Annotated in this window: 22 protein-coding genes; 14 read left to right on the forward strand and 8 right to left on the reverse strand. The window is 40.4% G+C overall.

Annotated features, from left to right (window positions below; all coding sequences use genetic code 11):
• Window positions 1–10 precede the first annotated feature (10 nt).
• A complete protein-coding gene (locus HMPREF2655_RS07565; RefSeq protein ID WP_049479508.1) occupies window positions 11–817 on the reverse strand; it encodes a peptidylprolyl isomerase in 807 nt (268 codons plus the stop codon).
• A gap of 216 nt (window positions 818–1033) precedes the next feature.
• Between HMPREF2655_RS07565 and rpsP the strand changes: the two genes are divergently transcribed.
• From rpsP to HMPREF2655_RS07600, 6 genes are all read left to right on the forward strand, one after another.
• On the forward strand, window positions 1034–1306 hold the full coding sequence (gene rpsP / locus HMPREF2655_RS07570; RefSeq protein ID WP_000268760.1) for a 30S ribosomal protein S16: 273 nt from the start codon (window positions 1034–1036) through the stop codon (window positions 1304–1306).
• A gap of 19 nt (window positions 1307–1325) precedes the next feature.
• Entirely contained in the window at window positions 1326–1565 is a 240-nt protein-coding gene (gene kphA, locus HMPREF2655_RS07575) for an RNA-binding protein KphA (protein ID WP_000379617.1), read from the forward strand.
• Between the two features lie 46 nt (window positions 1566–1611).
• On the forward strand, window positions 1612–1956 hold the full coding sequence (locus tag HMPREF2655_RS07580; RefSeq protein ID WP_070838728.1) for a MazG nucleotide pyrophosphohydrolase domain-containing protein: 345 nt from the start codon (window positions 1612–1614) through the stop codon (window positions 1954–1956).
• A 613-nt stretch (window positions 1957–2569) separates the two neighbouring features.
• Window positions 2570–3088 (forward strand): ribosome maturation factor RimM, encoded by a 519-nt coding sequence (gene rimM / locus HMPREF2655_RS07590; RefSeq protein WP_070567581.1) that lies wholly within the window; start codon window positions 2570–2572, stop codon window positions 3086–3088.
• Window positions 3078–3797, forward strand: a complete 720-nt coding sequence (gene trmD / locus HMPREF2655_RS07595) for a tRNA (guanosine(37)-N1)-methyltransferase TrmD (protein WP_070838408.1) — start codon at window positions 3078–3080, stop codon at window positions 3795–3797. Before rimM ends, trmD begins: the two co-directional genes overlap by 11 nt.
• A gap of 11 nt (window positions 3798–3808) precedes the next feature.
• Window positions 3809–4147 carry an ATP cone domain-containing protein gene (locus HMPREF2655_RS07600; protein ID WP_001196045.1) on the forward strand — a complete coding sequence of 113 codons (339 nt, stop codon included), beginning with the start codon at window positions 3809–3811 and terminating at the stop codon, window positions 4145–4147.
• A gap of 27 nt (window positions 4148–4174) precedes the next feature.
• Here the strand turns inward: HMPREF2655_RS07600 and HMPREF2655_RS07605 are convergent, their stop codons facing one another.
• Window positions 4175–4495, reverse strand: coding sequence for a hypothetical protein (locus tag HMPREF2655_RS07605; protein ID WP_001250028.1), 321 nt, complete (start codon window positions 4493–4495; stop codon window positions 4175–4177).
• Between the two features lie 103 nt (window positions 4496–4598).
• Here HMPREF2655_RS07605 and HMPREF2655_RS07610 point away from each other — a divergent pair, with 103 nt between their 5' ends.
• A complete protein-coding gene (locus HMPREF2655_RS07610) occupies window positions 4599–4817 on the forward strand; it encodes a YdbC family protein (protein ID WP_070838410.1) in 219 nt (72 codons plus the stop codon).
• A 33-nt stretch (window positions 4818–4850) separates the two neighbouring features.
• Here HMPREF2655_RS07610 and HMPREF2655_RS07615 read toward each other — a convergent pair whose 3' ends face one another.
• The 3 genes from HMPREF2655_RS07615 to gor form a co-directional block, all read right to left on the reverse strand.
• Complete coding sequence (locus tag HMPREF2655_RS07615; RefSeq protein WP_070838412.1) at window positions 4851–5408, reverse strand: TetR/AcrR family transcriptional regulator; 558 nt, start codon at window positions 5406–5408, stop codon at window positions 4851–4853.
• A gap of 392 nt (window positions 5409–5800) precedes the next feature.
• Window positions 5801–6337, reverse strand: coding sequence for a biotin transporter BioY (locus HMPREF2655_RS07620; protein WP_070838414.1), 537 nt, complete (start codon window positions 6335–6337; stop codon window positions 5801–5803).
• A gap of 143 nt (window positions 6338–6480) precedes the next feature.
• A complete protein-coding gene (gene gor, locus HMPREF2655_RS07625) occupies window positions 6481–7827 on the reverse strand; it encodes a glutathione-disulfide reductase (RefSeq protein ID WP_070838416.1) in 1347 nt (448 codons plus the stop codon).
• A 266-nt stretch (window positions 7828–8093) separates the two neighbouring features.
• Here gor and HMPREF2655_RS07630 point away from each other — a divergent pair, with 266 nt between their 5' ends.
• From HMPREF2655_RS07630 to metG, 4 genes are all read left to right on the forward strand, one after another.
• Complete coding sequence (locus HMPREF2655_RS07630; protein WP_000827874.1) at window positions 8094–9278, forward strand: efflux RND transporter periplasmic adaptor subunit; 1185 nt, start codon at window positions 8094–8096, stop codon at window positions 9276–9278.
• On the forward strand, window positions 9262–9963 hold the full coding sequence (locus HMPREF2655_RS07635; protein ID WP_070838418.1) for an ABC transporter ATP-binding protein: 702 nt from the start codon (window positions 9262–9264) through the stop codon (window positions 9961–9963). Before HMPREF2655_RS07630 ends, HMPREF2655_RS07635 begins: the two co-directional genes overlap by 17 nt.
• A 1-nt stretch (window position 9964) precedes the next feature.
• Window positions 9965–11224, forward strand: a complete 1260-nt coding sequence (locus HMPREF2655_RS07640; protein ID WP_001180392.1) for an ABC transporter permease — start codon at window positions 9965–9967, stop codon at window positions 11222–11224.
• Between the two features lie 135 nt (window positions 11225–11359).
• Complete coding sequence (metG, locus tag HMPREF2655_RS07645; protein ID WP_070838420.1) at window positions 11360–13357, forward strand: methionine--tRNA ligase; 1998 nt, start codon at window positions 11360–11362, stop codon at window positions 13355–13357.
• A gap of 16 nt (window positions 13358–13373) precedes the next feature.
• On the opposite strand, the gene HMPREF2655_RS07650 is transcribed toward metG, so the two are convergent.
• The 3 genes from HMPREF2655_RS07650 to coaA all read right to left on the reverse strand — a co-directional run bounded on the left by HMPREF2655_RS07650 (window position 13374) and on the right by coaA (window position 15184).
• A complete protein-coding gene (locus tag HMPREF2655_RS07650) occupies window positions 13374–13907 on the reverse strand; it encodes a DNA topology modulation protein (RefSeq protein WP_070838422.1) in 534 nt (177 codons plus the stop codon).
• Window positions 13908–13959: 52 nt separating this feature from the next.
• Window positions 13960–14196: a 30S ribosomal protein S20 gene (rpsT, locus tag HMPREF2655_RS07655; protein WP_002895661.1), complete on the reverse strand. Its 237-nt coding sequence runs from the start codon at window positions 14194–14196 to the stop codon at window positions 13960–13962.
• 67 nt (window positions 14197–14263) lie between these two features.
• A complete protein-coding gene (gene coaA / locus HMPREF2655_RS07660; RefSeq protein WP_000180503.1) occupies window positions 14264–15184 on the reverse strand; it encodes a type I pantothenate kinase in 921 nt (306 codons plus the stop codon).
• 195 nt (window positions 15185–15379) lie between these two features.
• Here coaA and HMPREF2655_RS07665 point away from each other — a divergent pair, with 195 nt between their 5' ends.
• From HMPREF2655_RS07665 to HMPREF2655_RS07675, 3 genes are all read left to right on the forward strand, one after another.
• Window positions 15380–15787: a hypothetical protein gene (locus tag HMPREF2655_RS07665; RefSeq protein WP_070838424.1), complete on the forward strand. Its 408-nt coding sequence runs from the start codon at window positions 15380–15382 to the stop codon at window positions 15785–15787.
• A 200-nt stretch (window positions 15788–15987) separates the two neighbouring features.
• Window positions 15988–16578 (forward strand): class I SAM-dependent methyltransferase, encoded by a 591-nt coding sequence (locus HMPREF2655_RS07670; protein WP_083321246.1) that lies wholly within the window; start codon window positions 15988–15990, stop codon window positions 16576–16578.
• Window positions 16575–17852 (forward strand): pyrimidine-nucleoside phosphorylase, encoded by a 1278-nt coding sequence (locus HMPREF2655_RS07675; protein WP_070838427.1) that lies wholly within the window; start codon window positions 16575–16577, stop codon window positions 17850–17852. The genes HMPREF2655_RS07670 and HMPREF2655_RS07675 overlap by 4 nt, the downstream gene beginning before the upstream one ends.
• Window positions 17853–17856: the final 4 nt, after the last annotated feature.

A 17856-nucleotide genomic window follows, 5' to 3' on the forward strand; every position in this document is an offset into this window, starting at 1 on the left:
TGTTGATGGCTTATTTTTTGCTGAAATCGTAGTCTTTTACCACTTCGATACTATCAATGGTGATAGCAGACGTTGGTTTGTCTTTCTCATCTTTTTCAGCCTTGGCAATTTTGTCAACAATATCCATGCCATCGATGACTTGACCAAAGACAGGGTGTTTGCCGTCTAGACTTGGATTTCCACCTTCTTTATAGGCTTCGATGATTTTCTTTGGATACTTGCTAGTAGGGAGTTTAGCTGAAATATCTGTTGAGTTTTGGTTGATGAAGAACTGGCTACCGTTGGTGTTTGGTTGACCAGTGTTAGCCATAGCAAGGGCTCCTCGGATATTGTATAGGTAAGGGGAGATTTCATTTTTGAAACCAGTTCCCTTATCCTTCGTTTTATCCTTATCATGCCAGATAGATTGGCCACCTGTACCATCTCCCTTAGGATCTCCAGTTTGGACCATAAAGCCATCGATGACACGGTGGAAGGTGATGCCGTTATAGTAGCCTTCTTTGGCATGAGTGAGGAAGTTTTCAACTGCTAGAGGTGCTAGTTTTGGAAAGAGTTTGATGCGGATATCGCCTTGATTTGTGTGTAAAATGACCTCAGCTTCGTCTTCAGCAACTTCTTTAGAAAGTTGAGGGAAGTTGGCATTTTCATTGGTTAAAGCGTCATTCAAATCTTTGGCAGTCTGAGCAGCTGCTTTTGAGCTTTCTTCAGCAGAGATGCTGGAGTCGACATATTCATCACCACGGAGACCACGTTGGATACTAGTACATCCAGCAAGGGCTACAGTGGATAGTAAAAGAAGGGCTGCTAGTTTTTTCATTGTTAACCTCTCAAAAATTCATTTCTACCATTGTACCTTAAAAGGAGTTTGATTTCAAATGTAAAAGATTTTACTAAAAATTTCTAGTAGTTAAAAAAATTAAAACTCTGTCAAGTTTTTTTCTTGACACCTGTCAGAAATCTGCTATAATAGAACATGTGCTAAATAGCTTAGCTATTTCACCGAAATAAAAAATAAGAAAAGAGACATTAAAAAATGGCAGTTAAAATCCGTTTGACTCGTATGGGTTCTAAGAAAAAACCTTTCTACCGTATCAACGTAGCAGACTCACGTTCACCACGTGACGGACGTTTCATCGAAACAGTTGGAACTTACAACCCACTTGTTGCTGAAAACCAAGTAACTTTGAAAGAAGACCGCGTTCTTGCATGGTTGGCTGATGGAGCTCAACCTTCAGATACAGTTCGCAACATCCTTTCAAAAGAAGGCGTATTGAAAAAATTCCACGATTCTAAATTCTCAAAATAAGTTTAAAGTAGGTTGACAGATGGATACGATTGAAAATCTCATTATTGCGATTGTGAAACCTTTGATTTCACAACCTGATGCCTTAACTATCAAGATCGAAGACACGCCAGAGTTTTTGGAGTATCACTTGGATCTTGACCAGAGCGATGTCGGTCGTGTAATCGGTCGTAAGGGTCGCACTATCTCAGCGATAAGAACGATTGTCTACTCTGTCCCAACTGAAGACAAAAAAGTAAGAATCGTTATCGATGAAAAATAAAAAAAAAAGCGGGACAGATGTCTCGCTTTTTTGTGAGGAGGAGAAGATGAAGGATTTAACCTTTAGACAATTACAAGCTTACTTACTCGAACATTACCAGCAATCTCGAACTGAGGAAGGCCTCTTTATCAAGCTAGTGGAGGAAGTCGGAGAAGTAGCCGAGATCTTGAATGGGCGCTCTGGTCGAAAAGAGGGTGTCCAGGACTCAAATGAGGAACTAGCCAAAGAACTGGCAGATATTATTCACTACACGGTCGCTATTGCGGCTATCAACGACATTGACCTAACCAAAACCATCTTTGACAAAGATAAAAAAGCAGCCATTAAGTATCAGCATGAACGTGATTTGGAAAGTTTTCTGAAGGGAGATTTGAGAGATATTGGACACTGATTATTTTTTAAAAATAGACTGGGCGATGTATATTGATTGGTTATTACGAATTATACAGATTTTGACTTTTATAGGTGTAATTTTAAAAATTAGTTTCCAGAATAAGGCCTATATTAATAATATCGAAATTCAGGCAATTAAACCAATCGAATTTGATTCCTTACATACGAGATTTCATCATGTTTATGAGTTTAAACATAATAAAAATGATAAACATTATAACCATTTGATTTTTATCCAAAAGAAGTTGATATTGAAATTGTAGAATTTTATTCTTTAATCTATGATTCAAAAAGTAATCGTTTAGTCGTTCAAGATAAAATACATACAGTCAAAAATTTAAAAAATTATACATGCTTATTGATTCATACAAATTTACCTGAGACTATACCTAGTTTAAGAATGAAATGGAAGACAAGTCAAGGTCAAATTGGGGAGTATACATTTTATAGTAATATGTATAACGGGAATATAAATATTTCTTCTTTCAAATATAAATTAACGTTAAAGAGGAAACTACTAGCACTTTTTGGATTATAGCTGATTTTCTCCAACTTGTGAAAAACCCTAGAACGTGATAAAATAAAGGATAGAAATAGATACAGGAGACAAGATGAACTACTTTAATGTTGGAAAAATCGTCAATACGCAGGGTCTACAGGGTGAGATGCGAGTCTTGTCTGTGACGGATTTTGCTGAGGAACGGTTTAAAAAAGGGGCAGAGCTTGCTTTATTTGATGAAAAAGATCAGTTTGTTCAAACAGTGACCATCGCAAGTCACCGCAAGCATAAGAACTTTGACATTATCAAATTCAAAGATATGTACCATATCAATGCGATTGAAAAGTACAAGGGTTATAGTCTCAAGGTCGCTGAGGAAGATTTGAACGATTTAGATGATGGTGAATTCTACTATCACGAGATTATCGGTTTGGATGTTTACGAGGGTGATAACTTGATAGGAACTATCAAGGAAATCCTACAACCAGGTGCCAATGATGTCTGGGTGGTAAAGCGAAAAGGTAAGCGTGATTTGCTTTTACCTTACATTCCGCCAGTAGTTCTCAATGTTGATATTCCAAACAAGCGGGTCGAAGTGGAAATCTTAGAAGGACTAGATGATGAAGATTGATATTTTAACCCTCTTTCCTGAGATGTTTTCTCCGCTGGAGCACTCGATTGTTGGAAAGGCTCGAGAAAAAGGGCTCTTGGATATCCAGTACCATAATTTCAGAGAATACGCTGAAAAAGCCCGTCATGTTGACGATGAACCCTACGGAGGCGGTCAAGGAATGTTGCTCCGTGCCCAACCTATTTTCGATGCCTTTGATGCCATTGAAAAGAATAATCCCCGTGTCATTCTTCTCGATCCTGCTGGGAAACAGTTCGATCAAGCTTACGCTGAGGATTTGGCTCAAGAAGAGGAACTGATCTTTATCTGCGGTCACTACGAAGGGTATGACGAGCGCATCAAGACCTTGGTAACCGATGAAATTTCCCTAGGAGATTATGTACTGACTGGTGGTGAGTTGGCAGCCATGACTATGATTGATGCGACCGTGCGCTTGATACCAGAAGTGATTGGTAAGGAGTCCAGTCACCAGGATGATAGCTTTTCTTCAGGTCTTCTCGAATATCCTCAGTATACACGCCCTTATGACTATCGTGGCATGGTGGTTCCAGATGTGCTCATGAGTGGGCACCATGAAAAGATTCGCCAGTGGCGTCTCTATGAGAGTCTAAAGAAAACCTACGAGCGCAGACCTGACCTGCTAGAAAACTATCAACTGACAGCCGAAGAAGAAAAGATGCTGGCTGAAATCAAAGAAAACAAAGAATAAAGGAGAACCTTATGCAAGTAATCAAACGTAATGGAGAAATTGCTGAATTTGATCCAGATAAAATTTACCAAGCTGTCCTAAAAGCAGCTCAAACAGTTTATGTTTTGACCGATGACCTGCGTCAAAACCTAGCGCAAGTTACTAAAAAAGTCGTTTTGGACTTGGAAGAAGCAAAAGTAGAACGTGCCACTATCAGCATGATCCAATCAATGGTTGAACACCGCTTACTTGGAGCTGGTTACATCACAATTGCAGAACACTATATCTCTTATCGTTTGCAACGCGATTTGGAGAGAAGTGGTTATGGCGACCATATCGCCGTTCATCTTCATTTTGAACAAATCCGTTAAGAAAAAGAGTGGGATGCAAAGAACATCTCACTCTTTCTTAAATAGACTTTTCTGAGCTTTTTGTACAGTTGAGGGAACAAAACGAAGTCGTTTAATATCACTGATACGAATGATTCGGGTCACGTTTTTTGAAAAATTTTTGATGATAATTTGTTGGCGATTAGCATCGTGTTTGACAATATCACCCGTAAAACTTGTCTCAGCAAGTATCACATGAACAGCCGTCTTTTTCTGGATGGCTTGTTCAATCATAGCAGAGAGGGAGTTATCCTCAATTTGAGGATGATCATCATTCCCATTGAGAAAACCATGTAGTTTATCTAGAACTAGTTTGAATGTCTGTCTCATAGAATCCTCCCTTCTTATATATCCACATTATATAAAATTTTCTTAAAAACCACAAGATTTTTACGAATAGACTATAGAAAGCATATCACATAAAGGAGTTAAAATGGCAGAATTTACATTTGAAATTGAAGAACACTTGCTCACCTTGTCTGAAAATGACAAAGGATGGACAAAAGAACTAAATCGCGTTAGCTTTAATGGATCACCAGCAAAGTTTGATATTCGTTCTTGGAGTCCAGACCATACTAAAATGGGCAAGGGAATCACGCTTTCCAATGAAGAATTTCAGGTAATGGTCGATGCCTTTAAAGGGCAACAATAAAAAGAATCTTGAGTGCAACTCAAGATTCTTTTTTTAGGATACAATATAGTCACACAGAGAAGTTTTAGATAATTGAATGAAAGTCTTTCTAAATTCTTCAGGTGGAATTGGATCATCTTTACGAATCCAGACTTCAATAAAAGAGATGGCCATGGTCGTAATGATATAAGCGATGTCCTCTTTATTAAAATTATATTTCAGTTGGTAATTGACATTCTTTAGTACCCACTCTGAGTATGTTCCACGCAGAAATTCCTTCCAACATGGGTCGGCTTGTGTGGTATACAAGGTGTTAATAACTTCCCTTTTTTCGTATATAAGAGGAAGTATATGGTCTGCTAAAAAGCTGATAGGATCTCCATCATTGCTAGGGCAGTACTTATTAAAGACGTTAAAAATGTGTTGATTGGTCTCTTCGTGAATGTATTCGATAATATCTTCAAAGTTGTTAAAATGCTTTTGATAAATCGCTTGTCGTGAAATACCAGCTTCAGCAGCAATTTCAGTCATTGTAAAGGAACTACGCTGAGGATTTTTCTTAGCTAGTGTAATGAGAGCTCTAATGATTAGCTCACGAGTATTCTTTGCCATAGAATTACCTTTCTACTTATAATTATTTACAGTTATTTTTGAATGAAGAAAAATCAGAATGTTCAAGTTAATATAAACAATCAATGAACATTAAATTTTCTGAATCTTTTAGGTAGCTCTATTGTATCACAAATAATTTATAAAATATAGCTCTCTCAGTGAAAATGCGTTTTCTGAAAAGTATACAATTGCCAACCTTCCGAAATCAATGGAAGCATATTTGGTTTGAATCAATTAGAATACTTTTCTACTTTGCATATTTTGAATAGCTATAATTTGAAGAATAAAACGATTAATATTCATACTGGTATAAGAATAGTCGAGTATCTAAATAGTGTATAGTTGATTCTTAGAATGGAAATAGTCCAGAACAATTGTTCTGGACTATTCTTTTATCTTGAAAAATATGGAAGGCTTTTCAATCGTTTGAGTAGGGGACGACTAATGAAACTAATGGCAATAATCTTACCAAGATCAGGGAGGATAAAGGGAAGGACACCGACAGCTAGTGCCTGATTAAATGGCATACCAGCTAGGAAGTGGAGGCTGAGAATGCCTCCGACAAAGACGAGGGAGTCACCCAAGAGGTTGGCTAGGAAAATGCGAATGTAGCCACTATTTTGATGGATGAGATAAGATGTAAGTCCAGCATAGACAAGATCGAACCAAAGATAACCTGCACTTGGGCCGATTAAAACGTGAAATCCTGCACCACCCCCTGCAAAGACAGGTAGACCAATAGCACCCAGCAAGAGATAGAGAGCTACAGATAGAACAGCTTCTCTGGGTCTAAAAACAGTAGCAATCAGACCGATTGCAAAGTTTTGCAAAGTGAAAGGTACAGGACCGATAGGGAGACTGATTTGTGCCAATACGGCGATGAGAGCAGCACCGATAGCAGGGATAGCATAGATATGAGCTTTTTTCAAAACTGTTAACCTCTTTTCAAAATTATAGTAACTATTATACTAATCTAGAAAGAAAAGTCAACCTATTTTTGAAATCAAGGTAACAATTTTGTAACAGCCGATTTTACAAGTAAAAAGAGACCTCAAGAGGTCTCTTGTGATAATTAGCGCATGGTTACAAATTCTTCCGAGGCAGTTGGGTGGATAGCTACTGTAGCATCAAAGTCCGCCTTGGTTGCTCCCATCTTAATAGCAACAGCGAATCCTTGAATCATCTCATCCACTCCGTAACCAAGTCCGTGAAGTCCAACAACTTTTTCGTCAGCACCGGCGGTGATGAGTTTGAAGCGAGATTCTTGACGATGGTTTGTAACGGCTGAGTACATAGATGCAAAGCTTGACTTGTAGACTTTGATGTTATCTTGGCCGTATTCTTTGATAGCTTGATCTTCAGTTAAACCGACTGTTCCGATTGCTGGGTGGGAGAAGACAACTGTAGGGATAGTCGTGTAGTCCATCTTGGCATTTGTTTTCCCGTTGAAGAGGCGTTCAGATAAGGTACGTCCTGCCTTGATGGCTACCGGGGTCAGTTCCTTCTCACCAGTAACATCTCCAAGAGCATAGATACCATCTACAACTGTATTTTGATATTCATCCACTTGGATAAATCCACGTTGGTTGAGTGTGACGCCAGCCTTTTCTAACTCCAGACCGTCTACATTTGGACGGCGACCGGTAGCCCAGATAACTTGGCTGGCAGTATGACTAGAACCGTCTTCGAAATAAATGGTAATACCTTGCTCCGTTTCTTCGAGCTTGACGGGTACCTTATGTGTGTGTAAAGGTAGACCTGTTTTTTCCATTTCATTGACAAGTCCTTCAACGATGTAGCTGTCAAAACCACGCAAGGGACGATCACGACGGACAAACAAATCAGTTTTTACTCCTAGAGCGTGGAGAACACCTGCTAATTCAACGGCGATATAGCCAGCTCCAAGAATCGCAACAGATTCAGGAAGTTGCTCCCAAGCAAAGACATCGTCTGAGCTACCACCAAGTTCAGCTCCAGGGATAGTTGGAATGCTTGGACGAGCGCCAGTCGCAATCACGATATGTTTGGCACGAATCAATTCACCATTAACGCTGACCGTATGAGCATCAATGAAATGAGCACGACCTTCAATCAAATCAACACCGTTGCGCTTGAAACTTCCATCATAAGATGAGCGAGCACGGTCGATGTAGGCTTCACGATTTTGACGAAGTTTTGCGAAATCAAATTGAACATCTGAACTTGTAAAACCATAGTCAGGGCCGTAGTGGTGGAAGCTTTCAGCGATTTGCGCTCCATACCACATGATTTTTTTAGGAACACAGCCGACATTGACGCAGGTTCCACCTAATTTTTTCTCTTCGATAACAGCAGCTTTAGCACCGTGTTCACCAGCTCGGTTCATAGTGGCAATGCCGCCACTTCCTCCACCGATGGCGATGATATCATATTCTCTCATAGAAAACTCCTTATAGCTTTGATAGTCATATTCTATCGTTTTTATTTTTTGAATGCAAAAATCTGCTACGATAAAAAAATTATAAAAACGCTTGCCAAATTCAAAAAGATATTGTATTATATATCTAGCACAATAATCCAATAAACGAATACCGAACGAAATAATAATCCTGAACTGTCATTGTTTCTATCTGAACTGTCATTGTTTGGGCTTGGTATTTCTGATATAATGGTTTTTGTAAGGCAAAAGAATAAAGGAGCTTAAAAATGAAAAGAAATAAGAAGGCAAAAAAATGGCAATTATACACAGCGATTGGTGTTGCCAGTGCTATTGTTATCGGTGCTGCGGGGATTTTGATTTTTAGACAACCTTCCCAGTCAGCAGTCAAGGAGGAAACCCCTCATATCGTTACTGCTAAGGAAGGTTCTGTTGCTTCATCGGTTCTCTTGTCAGGTACGGTTACAGCAAAAAATGAACAATACGTTTATTTTGATGCTAGTAAGGGAGATTTAGATGAAATTCTCGTTTCAGTCGGGGACAAGGTCGAAGAAGGGCAAGCTTTGGTCAAATACAGCAGTGCAGATGCTCAAGCTGCCTATGATGCAGCCGATCGTGCAGTTGCAAAGGCAGATCGTCATATCGAGGAGTTAAACAAAGCTCGTGAAAATGCATCAGCTGCACCAGCTTCTCCACAGGTTCCAACAGAAGCTGGACTCCCAGAACAAGCGCAAGCAGCGACTTCTTCCGTATCTTCTATTGATTCTCAAATCAGTGATGCCAAGGATAACCGTGCAGATGCTGTGGCTCAGCTCAACAAGGCTCAAGCTCAGCTAGATGCTGCAACTGTCCTCAGTACACTTGAAGGGACTGTAGTTGAAGTTAATCGTAATGTTTCCAAATCACCAACGGGTAACAGCCAAGTGGTAGTACATGTCGTAAGTAATGAAAACTTGCAGGTCAAAGGGGAGTTGTCTGAATACAACCTTGCCAACCTCTCTGTAGGGCAAGAAGTTACCTTTACTTCTAAAGTGTATCAAGATAAGAGTTGGACTGGTAAGATTAGCTATATCTCAGATTATCCTAAAAACAATGGAGAAGCAGCAAATGCAGCCCTTGGAGGAAATACTGGCTCTAAGTACCCTTATACTGTTGATGTGACTAGCGATATCGGTGAGTTGAAACAAGGCTTCTCAGTCAGTGTTGAAGTCAAAAACAAAAGTAAAGCCATCCTTGTTCCTTTGACAAGTGTTGTTACCGAAAATGACAAAAACTATGTCTGGCTTTTAGACGACCAGAAAAAAGCGAAGAAGGTAGAAGTTACTTTGGGGAATGCGGATGCAGACAACCAAGAAATCACTTCAGGTGTGACAGACGGTGCCAAGGTCATCAGTAATCCAACATCTTCCTTGGAAGAAGGAAAAGAGGTGAAGGCTGATGAAGAAACTAATTAGTCTCAAAAATATCTGTAGAAGTTATCGAAATGGTGACCAGGAACTGCAGGTCCTAAAAAATATTAACTTAGAAGTTCAAGAAGGTGAGTTTGTCGCCATTATGGGACCGTCTGGTTCTGGTAAGTCTACCTTGATGAATACCATCGGAATGCTGGATACACCAACCAGTGGAGAGTATTATCTTGATGGCCAAGAAGTAGCAGGTCTTGGAGAGAAACAACTGGCCAAGGTCCGCAACCAGCAAATCGGCTTTGTCTTTCAGCAGTTCTTTCTCTTGTCCAAACTCAATGCGCTTCAAAATGTCGAATTGCCCTTGATTTACGCTGGAGTTTCGGCTTCTAAACGTCGGAAATTGGCTGAGGAATTTCTGGAAAAGGTTGAGCTGACGGAGCGCAGTCATCATTTGCCGTCTGAGTTATCAGGTGGTCAAAAGCAACGTGTAGCGATTGCGCGTGCCTTGGTAAATAATCCTTCTATCATCCTAGCAGACGAACCCACAGGAGCCTTGGATACCAAGACGGGAAATCAAATTATGCAACTGTTGGTGGAGTTAAACAAGGAAGGGAAAACCATTATCATGGTCACGCATGAACCTGAGATTGCTGCCTATGCCAAACGCCAAATTGTCATTCGTGATGGGATCATCTCGTCTGACAGTGCTCAGGTAGAAAAGGAGGAAAACTAAGATGCAGAATCTGAAATTTGCCTTTTCATCCATCATGGCCCACAAGATGCGTTCCTTCCTCACCATGATCGGGATTATCATCGGAGTTTCATCTGTCGTCGTCATCATGGCTCTGGGAGACTCCATGTCTCGTCAGGTTAATAAAAATATGACCAAATCACAGAAGGATATCCATGTCTTTTTCTCTCCTATCAAAAGCAAGGACGGCTCCTTTACGCAGAAACAATCCGCTTTGACAGTCAGTGGGAAAGAAGAGGATGTTCATGTTGAACCACCAAAACCACTAGAGTCTTGGGTCAAGGAGGCTGCTAAACTCAAAGGAGTAGACAGTTACTATGTCACTAACTCGACCAACGTCACCCTGTCTTATAAGGATAAGAAGGTTGAACGAGCGACTTTGACTGGTGGAAATAGCACCTACATGAACGCAGTTGAAAATGAAATCGTTGCGGGTAGAAGTCTAAGACCGCAAGACTACAAGGAATTTGCCAGTGTGATTTTGCTGGATGAAGAACTAGCCAAGAGTTTGTTTGATAGTCCAGAAGCTGCGGTTAATCAAATCATCTCTGTCAATGAATTTAGTTACCGTGTGATTGGCGTTTATACTAGCAATGAAGCTAAAACTGCTAAAGCCTTTGGGATTGGTGGTCTTCCAATTACGACCAATATCTCTCTCGCAGCCAATTTTAATACTGATGAAATATCGAACATCGTCTTTCGTGTCAATGATACTAGTCTAACGCAGACCTTGGGTCCGGAGTTGGCTCGAAAACTGACCGAGATTGCTGGTCTTCAGCAAGGTGAGTACCAAGTTGCGGACGCAACTGCCGCCTTCCAAGAAGTACAACAACTATTTGGTTTTATGACCACCATTATCAGTGCCATCGCAGGAATCTCTCTCTTTGTCGGGGGAACTGGTGTTATGAATATCATGCTGGTTTCGGTGACAGAACGCACGCGGGAGATTGGTCTGCGGAAAGCTCTTGGAGCTACTCGGGCTAATATCTTAGTACAGTTTTTGATTGAGTCTATGATCTTGACCTTGCTAGGTGGTGTCATCGGTCTTGGAATTGCTGCTGGAATGACTATGTTAGCTGGAGTATTGCTTCAAAACATGATTGCAGGTATTGAAGTTGGGGTTTCCCTCCCAATCGCTCTCTTTAGCTTGGCTGTGTCAGCAAGTGTTGGGATGATTTTCGGAGTCTTGCCAGCTAATAAAGCGTCTAAGCTCGATCCAATCGAAGCTCTTCGTTATGAATAAGATATAGAACAGAAAAAACAAGATGGACAATTGTCTGTCTTGTTTTTGCATGGATTTTCCTATCGAAAATCACTAAAAATATGATATAATGAAGTGTTAGAAAAACAGGTTTCATTTGCCTGGAAAGGAAAAATTATGTCTGAAAAGAATTTTTATATTACAACGCCGATTTACTATCCATCTGGTAAACTTCATATCGGTTCTGCCTACACAACCATCGCTTGTGATGTCCTAGCTCGCTACAAACGCCTCATGGGCTACGATGTCTTTTATCTGACAGGTCTTGACGAGCATGGTCAGAAAATCCAGCAAAAAGCGGAAGAAGCTGGCATCACACCTCAAGCTTATGTTGATGGGATGGCGGTTGGCGTCAAAGAACTCTGGAAATTACTCGATATCTCATACGATAAATTTATCCGTACGACGGATGACTACCATGAAAAAGTAGTGGCGCAAGTCTTTGAACGCTTACTTGCTCAAGATGACATCTACCTAGGTGAATATTCTGGTTGGTATTCAGTCTCAGATGAGGAATTCTTTACAGAAAGCCAGCTTGCAGAAGTTTTCCGTGATGAAGCTGGAAATGTAACGGGCGGTATTGCTCCATCAGGTCACGAGGTTGAATGGGTTTCAGAAGAGTCTTATTTCCTTCGCCTCAACAAATACCAAGACCGTTTGGTTGAATTTTTCAAATCTCATCCTGACTTCATCACTCCAGATGGTCGTCTTAATGAAATGTTGCGTAACTTCATCGAGCCAGGTTTGGAAGACTTAGCGGTTTCTCGTACAACTTTTACCTGGGGAGTACCAGTCCCATCAAATCCAAAACACGTGGTCTATGTTTGGATTGACGCTCTCCTTAACTATGCGACTGCTCTTGGTTACGGTCAAGATGAGCATGGCAACTTTGACAAGTTCTGGAATGGAACAGTATTCCACATGGTTGGAAAAGATATTCTTCGTTTCCATTCTATCTATTGGCCAATCCTTCTGATGATGTTGGATATCAAATTGCCAGACCGCTTGATTGCCCATGGTTGGTTTGTCATGAAAGACGGCAAAATGTCTAAGTCTAAAGGGAATGTCGTTTATCCTGAAATGTTAGTAGAGCGCTATGGACTGGATCCACTTCGTTACTACCTCATGCGTAGTCTTCCAGTTGGTTCAGACGGAACCTTTACTCCTGAGGACTACGTCGGCCGTATCAACTATGAATTGGCCAATGACCTTGGAAACCTCCTCAACCGTACGGTTTCTATGATTAACAAGTACTTTGATGGGCAAATCCCTGCCTACGTAGAAGGTGTGACAGACTTTGACAATGCTCTTGCTCAAGTAGCAGAGCAATCTATCTCTGACTACCATACACACATGGATGCAGTTGACTACCCACGTGCTTTAGAAGCAGTCTGGACGCTTATCTCACGTACCAACAAATACATCGATGAGACAGCCCCATGGGTCTTGGCTAAGGATGAAGAGCACCGTGACCAATTGGCAAGTGTGATGAGTCACTTAGCAGCTAGCCTTCGTGTTGTAGCTCACATGATTGAGCCATTTATGATGGAAACTAGTCGCGCTGTATTGGCACAACTTGGTCTAGCAGAAGTTTCTAGCCTAGAAAATTTGAGCTTGGCAGATTTCCCTGCAGGTGTAACAGTCGTTGCCAAAGGAACACCAATCTTCCCACGTCTGGATATGGAAGAAGAGAGTGCCTATATCAAGGAACAAATGGAAGGCAACAAACCAGCTGTCGAAAAAGAATGGAATCCAGATGAAGTTGAACTCAAACTCAACAAGGATGAAATCAAGTTTGAAGACTTTGACAAGGTTGAGATCCGTGTCGCAGAAGTCAAAGAAGTTTCTAAAGTCGAAGGTTCTGATAAGTTGCTCCAATTCCGCCTAGATGCTGGTGATGGCGAAGACCGTCAAATCCTCTCAGGAATTGCAAAATACTATCCAAACGAACAAGAATTGGTCGGCAAGAAAGTCCAAATCGTTGCCAACCTCAAACCACGTAAGATGATGAAGAAATATGTCAGCCAAGGAATGATCCTTTCAGCTGAACATGATGGACAATTAACCCTTCTCACAGTTGATCCAGCTGTACCAAACGGAAGTGTGATTGGCTAATAGCAAAAAACCAACGTTAGGCACGTTGGTTTTTCTTGTTATGTACGAGATTTTCTAAGAAGTGGTCCATCTCCTTTTGAGACTGGAGGACAATTACTTTATCTGGATAGGTTTCTTGAACCCGTTGATAGCGTTCTTTAGCATTCTTTGTCCGCCCATCCCAGAGAATCCATCTGATAAAATCCCAGTCAAAGCGTTCAGGACAGCCTGCTGCCATACTTTCTCTGACCTTGCCTCGGTAAGTGAGATACCGTTTGAAGGCTCGAAAGAGACAAGTCCATGGTGAAAAATTGAGAAAGATGATTTGGTCAGCTTCCTGCATTCTTTCTTCATAGCAACACCAAGAGTAGTTGCCGTCGATGACCCAAGCTTCATGCTTTGTGAGAAACTTTTTCATCTCGGTCAACATCCATTCGCGGTCACTGTCTTGCCAACCAGGTTGAAATTGGAGCGTATCCATATGCAGTTTGGGGATGGAGTAGTAGTTAGATAACTTTTCTGCTAGAGTTGACTTACCAGCTCCAGAATAACCGATAATTGCGATTTTCATTTTCTACCTTTTCTGATTAGAGGACAAAAAAACAGCCTCTATGGACTGTTTCTTATTTAGCAAGTTTAGCTGAAAGACGAGCTTTATCGCGGCTTGCTTTGTTTTTATGAATCAAACCTTTAGTTTCTGCTTTGTCGATAGCTGAGCTAGCAGCACGGAAAAGTTCTTCAGAAGGGTTTGCTTCGAAAGCTTTGATAGCAGTACGCATAGCTGATTTTTGAGCTGAGTTTTTTTCGTTGTGTTTAACGTTCAATTCAGCGCGTTTGATAGCTGATTTAATGTTTGCCAATGTTCTTACCTCCATATTTACTAACTATACCATTATATATGAAAACTTAGGTTTTGACAAGGGGAAATTATTTTTTTAGGTAAATTTCATCGATTTCATGGTTTTTAGTCTTGTGGAGAATGACCTCGGCGCGATTCCTTGTTGGTTCGATATAGTTTTGTAGATTTGTGAGATTAATACTGGTCCAAACCTGGTGTGCAAAGGCTTCAACTTCTCCAATTGGCATTTGCGTAAAACGGTGGTAGTAGCTGTTGGGATCATTTTGGGCAAAGCTGAGCAGTTTCAAGAAACGATCCAGATACCAACTTTCAATGTCCTCGACAGCAGCATCCACATAGATGGAGAAATCAAAGAAATCAGTGATGTAAAGGCGCTCATTTTGAGGGTTTTGAAAGACATTGATGCCTTCGACAATAACAAAGTCAGCAGCTTTGACACGTTGTTTCTCTCCAGGAACGATGTCATACACTTCATGAGAATAGACAGGAATATCGACATCTTGTCCATTCTTTAGGCGATCAAGAAAATCCAGTAAAGCTTCCATATCATAACTTTCAGGAAAACCTTTGCGATTTAATATATCTTGGTCCATCAAGGTTTGATTGGGATAGAGAAAGCCGTCAGTTGTCACCAATTCTACAGTAGCATCAGTAACTGTACGAGAGAGAAGGATTTGCAGAAGTCGGCTAGTTGTTGATTTTCCTACAGCTACACTTCCTGAAACTCCAATAATGAAGGGTTGAGATTTACTCTCTCTTTGGAGAAAAATCCCCTTAGAAAAGGCTAAATCCTCTTTGGTGCGTTTGTAAATTTGGATGAGATGTGCTAAAGGTAAATAAATATCTGTGACATCTTGCAGACTAATCTGGTCATTGAAACTCTTGATGGATTCTAGTTCCTCTTCTGTCAAAGGAGGTGTTGTCTTTCGATGTAAAGATTGCCAAGTCTGGCGACTGATTTTTTCAAAATGTAAAAATTCGTTGGTCATTGTTTTCCCCTAGATATTTTGTCTATCATACCATAAAAAGCTAAAAAAATAAAGCGGTTTCTTGATGGTAGTAAGTCAATATCGTATAATAGAGATGGAGGTTGAATAGTTTAATGATTAGATAGGGAATTGTTTCTGAAGAGTTATCAGTTATTAAAAGTGGGTTTTTTCGTTCACAACTTTAGGAGGTATACAATGAAAATCTTGAGATGTTACATATTGAAACTCTGTTTTATTTTAAGTTTTGCACTACCTTTTATAAGGGGAGCGAATACGGATAATGGGAGACGCTTTGTAGAAACTTATTACGATTTTACCTTCTTAATAGATCATCTTCTTGTAACAGTTATCTTTATCTGTTCACTCTTGATTGCTTGGCTAGTAAAAAATCAGTGGACAAAATGGCTTGCTGCTGGTAGTTATCTATTTTTGATTTTGTGGCTTGCTACAGAAGGATATCTATTCCGTATGTCACTAGAAGATTTGATACGCCTTTGGACAAGTTTGGAAATCTTGACACAAACTTATCAGTTGGGTTTTTATCTAAACATCATATTGGGAATCTTGTTGATAATAAAGTATTTTAAGGTTAAGAAATGGTAATAAAAATGCGCCTGATTACAGACGAACTGTTTTTTCCTGACTATGATAATTTGTAGTTCCCGATAGATTATAATGCATTTCTAATAATTGAAAGATATTGAAGAAAAGGTCTTTTTGACTTGGTTTTTTCAGTCTTTTTCATTTGATCATCACTTTGTAAACGATTTACAATTCAAGCCAAATTATGGTAAAATAGTTTTATGAGTAAAATGTATTATGCAGAAAATCCTGATGCTGCTCACGACATTCATGAGTTGAGAGTGGAGTTGTTGGGAGAAAACATGACCTTTTTGACGGATGCGGGTGTTTTTAGCAAGAAAATGGTTGACTTTGGGAGTCAGCTCTTGCTCAAGTGTCTAGAGGTAAATGAAGGAGAGACGGTCCTTGATGTGGGTTGTGGTTATGGGCCATTGGGCTTGTCATTGGCCAAGGCTTATGGAGTTCAGGCGACCATGGTCGATATCAATAATCGTGCCTTGGACCTAGCGCGACAAAATGCTGAACGTAATAAAGTAGAAGTAACGATTTTCCAATCCAATATCTATGAACAAGTTGAAGGGAAGTTTGACCATGTTATTTCCAATCCGCCGATTCGAGCGGGAAAACAGGTTGTTCATGAGATTATCGAAAAGAGCAGAGATTTCTTGAAAGACAGAGGAGATTTAACCATCGTCATTCAGAAAAAACAAGGAGCTCCAAGTGCTAAAAGCAAGATGGAAGATGTTTTTGGAAATTGTGAAATTATAAAGAAAGACAAGGGATATTATATCCTTAGAAGTGTGAAAACATGAGAGCAGTTGATTTAATCCAAAAGAAACGAGATGGTCAAGAACTGACTACGGCTGAAATAAAATGGTTGGTAGAAGGCTATGTGGCTGGAACTGTTCCAGATTATCAGATGTCTGCTTTTGCTATGGCTGTTTATTTTAAAGGAATGACCACACGTGAGATTTCTGACCTGACGATGAATATGGTCAAGACAGGTCAGGAGTTTGATTTGTCAGCTATTGAGGGGGTTAAAGTTGACAAGCATTCGACTGGTGGAGTAGGTGATAAGGTGACCTTGATTCTGGCTCCCCTTGTTGCGAGTTTCGGTGTGCCCGTTGCTAAAATGAGTGGTCGTGGCCTCGGTCATACTGGTGGGACAATTGATAAATTGGAGTCCATTAAGGGCTATCAAGTTGAGCGAAGTCAAGAAAATTTCATTCGTCAGGTACAGGATATTGGTGTATCTGTCATTGGGCAGTCCGATCAGCTGGTTAAAGCAGATAAACTTCTCTATGCCCTTCGTGATGTGACAGCAACTGTAGACACGATTCCTTTGATTGCGAGTTCGGTGATGAGCAAGAAAATTGCTGCAGGAGCGGATGCCATTTTGCTAGATGTAACGGTCGGTGAGGGTGCTTTCATGAAGACGGTTGATGAGGCACGTGAATTGGCTCAAACCATGGTGGAACTTGGTAAGGCTGTTGGTCGAAAGACAGTAGCAGTCATTACCGATATGAGTCAACCCTTGGGAAAAGCTATTGGCAATCGTCTCGAAATCCTTGAGGCATTGGAGATTTTACAAGGGAAAGGCCGTCAGGATATTACCCACTTTATCTGTGAATTGGCTCAGATTATGCTTGGTTTGGCAAATGTCGAGAAGACGGTTGAAGAAGTCCGTCAACATCTTGAAAACGGCCAAGCGCTGGCTAAGTTTGAAGAAATGGTAGCAGCTCAAGGCGGTGATTTAGAAGATCTCTATCGCCCAGTCAAGGTGGCGCATGTAGTAGATATCCCTGCTCAAGAGTCAGGTGTCATTTCAGCCCTTCCAGCGATGGAATTTGGTCTCTATGCCATGAGATTGGGAGCTGGTCGCGCAGTCAAGTCTGATGATTTAGACTATGAAACTGGAATCGTTTTTGAGAAGAAGGTAGGTGACTCCGTTCAAAAGGGAGAAATTGTCGCAAAAGTTTATACAAATGGAAAAATTTCTTCTGAACTAGTTACAGAATTTCAAAAATATGTTAAAATAAATGATGGAGTGCAAAGTTTGCGAGAAATTATAGAAATTATCTCATAAAACC

It is taken from the genome of Streptococcus sp. HMSC066F01 (genome assembly GCF_001837335.1).
GTDB lineage: Bacteria > Bacillota > Bacilli > Lactobacillales > Streptococcaceae > Streptococcus > Streptococcus oralis_S.

Coding starts and splice junctions, on each gene's coding strand:
- HMPREF2655_RS07565 (WP_049479508.1), bottom strand. CDS start 817: ATGAAAAAACTAGCAGCCCTTCTTTTACTATCCACTGTAGCCCTTGCT.
- rpsP (WP_000268760.1), top strand. CDS start 1,034: ATGGCAGTTAAAATCCGTTTGACTCGTATGGGTTCTAAGAAAAAACCT.
- kphA (WP_000379617.1), top strand. CDS start 1,326: ATGGATACGATTGAAAATCTCATTATTGCGATTGTGAAACCTTTGATT.
- HMPREF2655_RS07580 (WP_070838728.1), top strand. CDS start 1,612: ATGAAGGATTTAACCTTTAGACAATTACAAGCTTACTTACTCGAACAT.
- rimM (WP_070567581.1), top strand. CDS start 2,570: ATGAACTACTTTAATGTTGGAAAAATCGTCAATACGCAGGGTCTACAG.
- trmD (WP_070838408.1), top strand. CDS start 3,078: ATGAAGATTGATATTTTAACCCTCTTTCCTGAGATGTTTTCTCCGCTG.
- HMPREF2655_RS07600 (WP_001196045.1), top strand. CDS start 3,809: ATGCAAGTAATCAAACGTAATGGAGAAATTGCTGAATTTGATCCAGAT.
- HMPREF2655_RS07605 (WP_001250028.1), bottom strand. CDS start 4,495: ATGAGACAGACATTCAAACTAGTTCTAGATAAACTACATGGTTTTCTC.
- HMPREF2655_RS07610 (WP_070838410.1), top strand. CDS start 4,599: ATGGCAGAATTTACATTTGAAATTGAAGAACACTTGCTCACCTTGTCT.
- HMPREF2655_RS07615 (WP_070838412.1), bottom strand. CDS start 5,408: ATGGCAAAGAATACTCGTGAGCTAATCATTAGAGCTCTCATTACACTA.
- gor (WP_070838416.1), bottom strand. CDS start 7,827: ATGAGAGAATATGATATCATCGCCATCGGTGGAGGAAGTGGCGGCATT.
- HMPREF2655_RS07630 (WP_000827874.1), top strand. CDS start 8,094: ATGAAAAGAAATAAGAAGGCAAAAAAATGGCAATTATACACAGCGATT.
- HMPREF2655_RS07635 (WP_070838418.1), top strand. CDS start 9,262: ATGAAGAAACTAATTAGTCTCAAAAATATCTGTAGAAGTTATCGAAAT.
- HMPREF2655_RS07640 (WP_001180392.1), top strand. CDS start 9,965: ATGCAGAATCTGAAATTTGCCTTTTCATCCATCATGGCCCACAAGATG.
- metG (WP_070838420.1), top strand. CDS start 11,360: ATGTCTGAAAAGAATTTTTATATTACAACGCCGATTTACTATCCATCT.
- HMPREF2655_RS07650 (WP_070838422.1), bottom strand. CDS start 13,907: ATGAAAATCGCAATTATCGGTTATTCTGGAGCTGGTAAGTCAACTCTA.
- coaA (WP_000180503.1), bottom strand. CDS start 15,184: ATGACCAACGAATTTTTACATTTTGAAAAAATCAGTCGCCAGACTTGG.
- HMPREF2655_RS07665 (WP_070838424.1), top strand. CDS start 15,380: ATGAAAATCTTGAGATGTTACATATTGAAACTCTGTTTTATTTTAAGT.
- HMPREF2655_RS07670 (WP_083321246.1), top strand. CDS start 15,988: ATGAGTAAAATGTATTATGCAGAAAATCCTGATGCTGCTCACGACATT.
- HMPREF2655_RS07675 (WP_070838427.1), top strand. CDS start 16,575: ATGAGAGCAGTTGATTTAATCCAAAAGAAACGAGATGGTCAAGAACTG.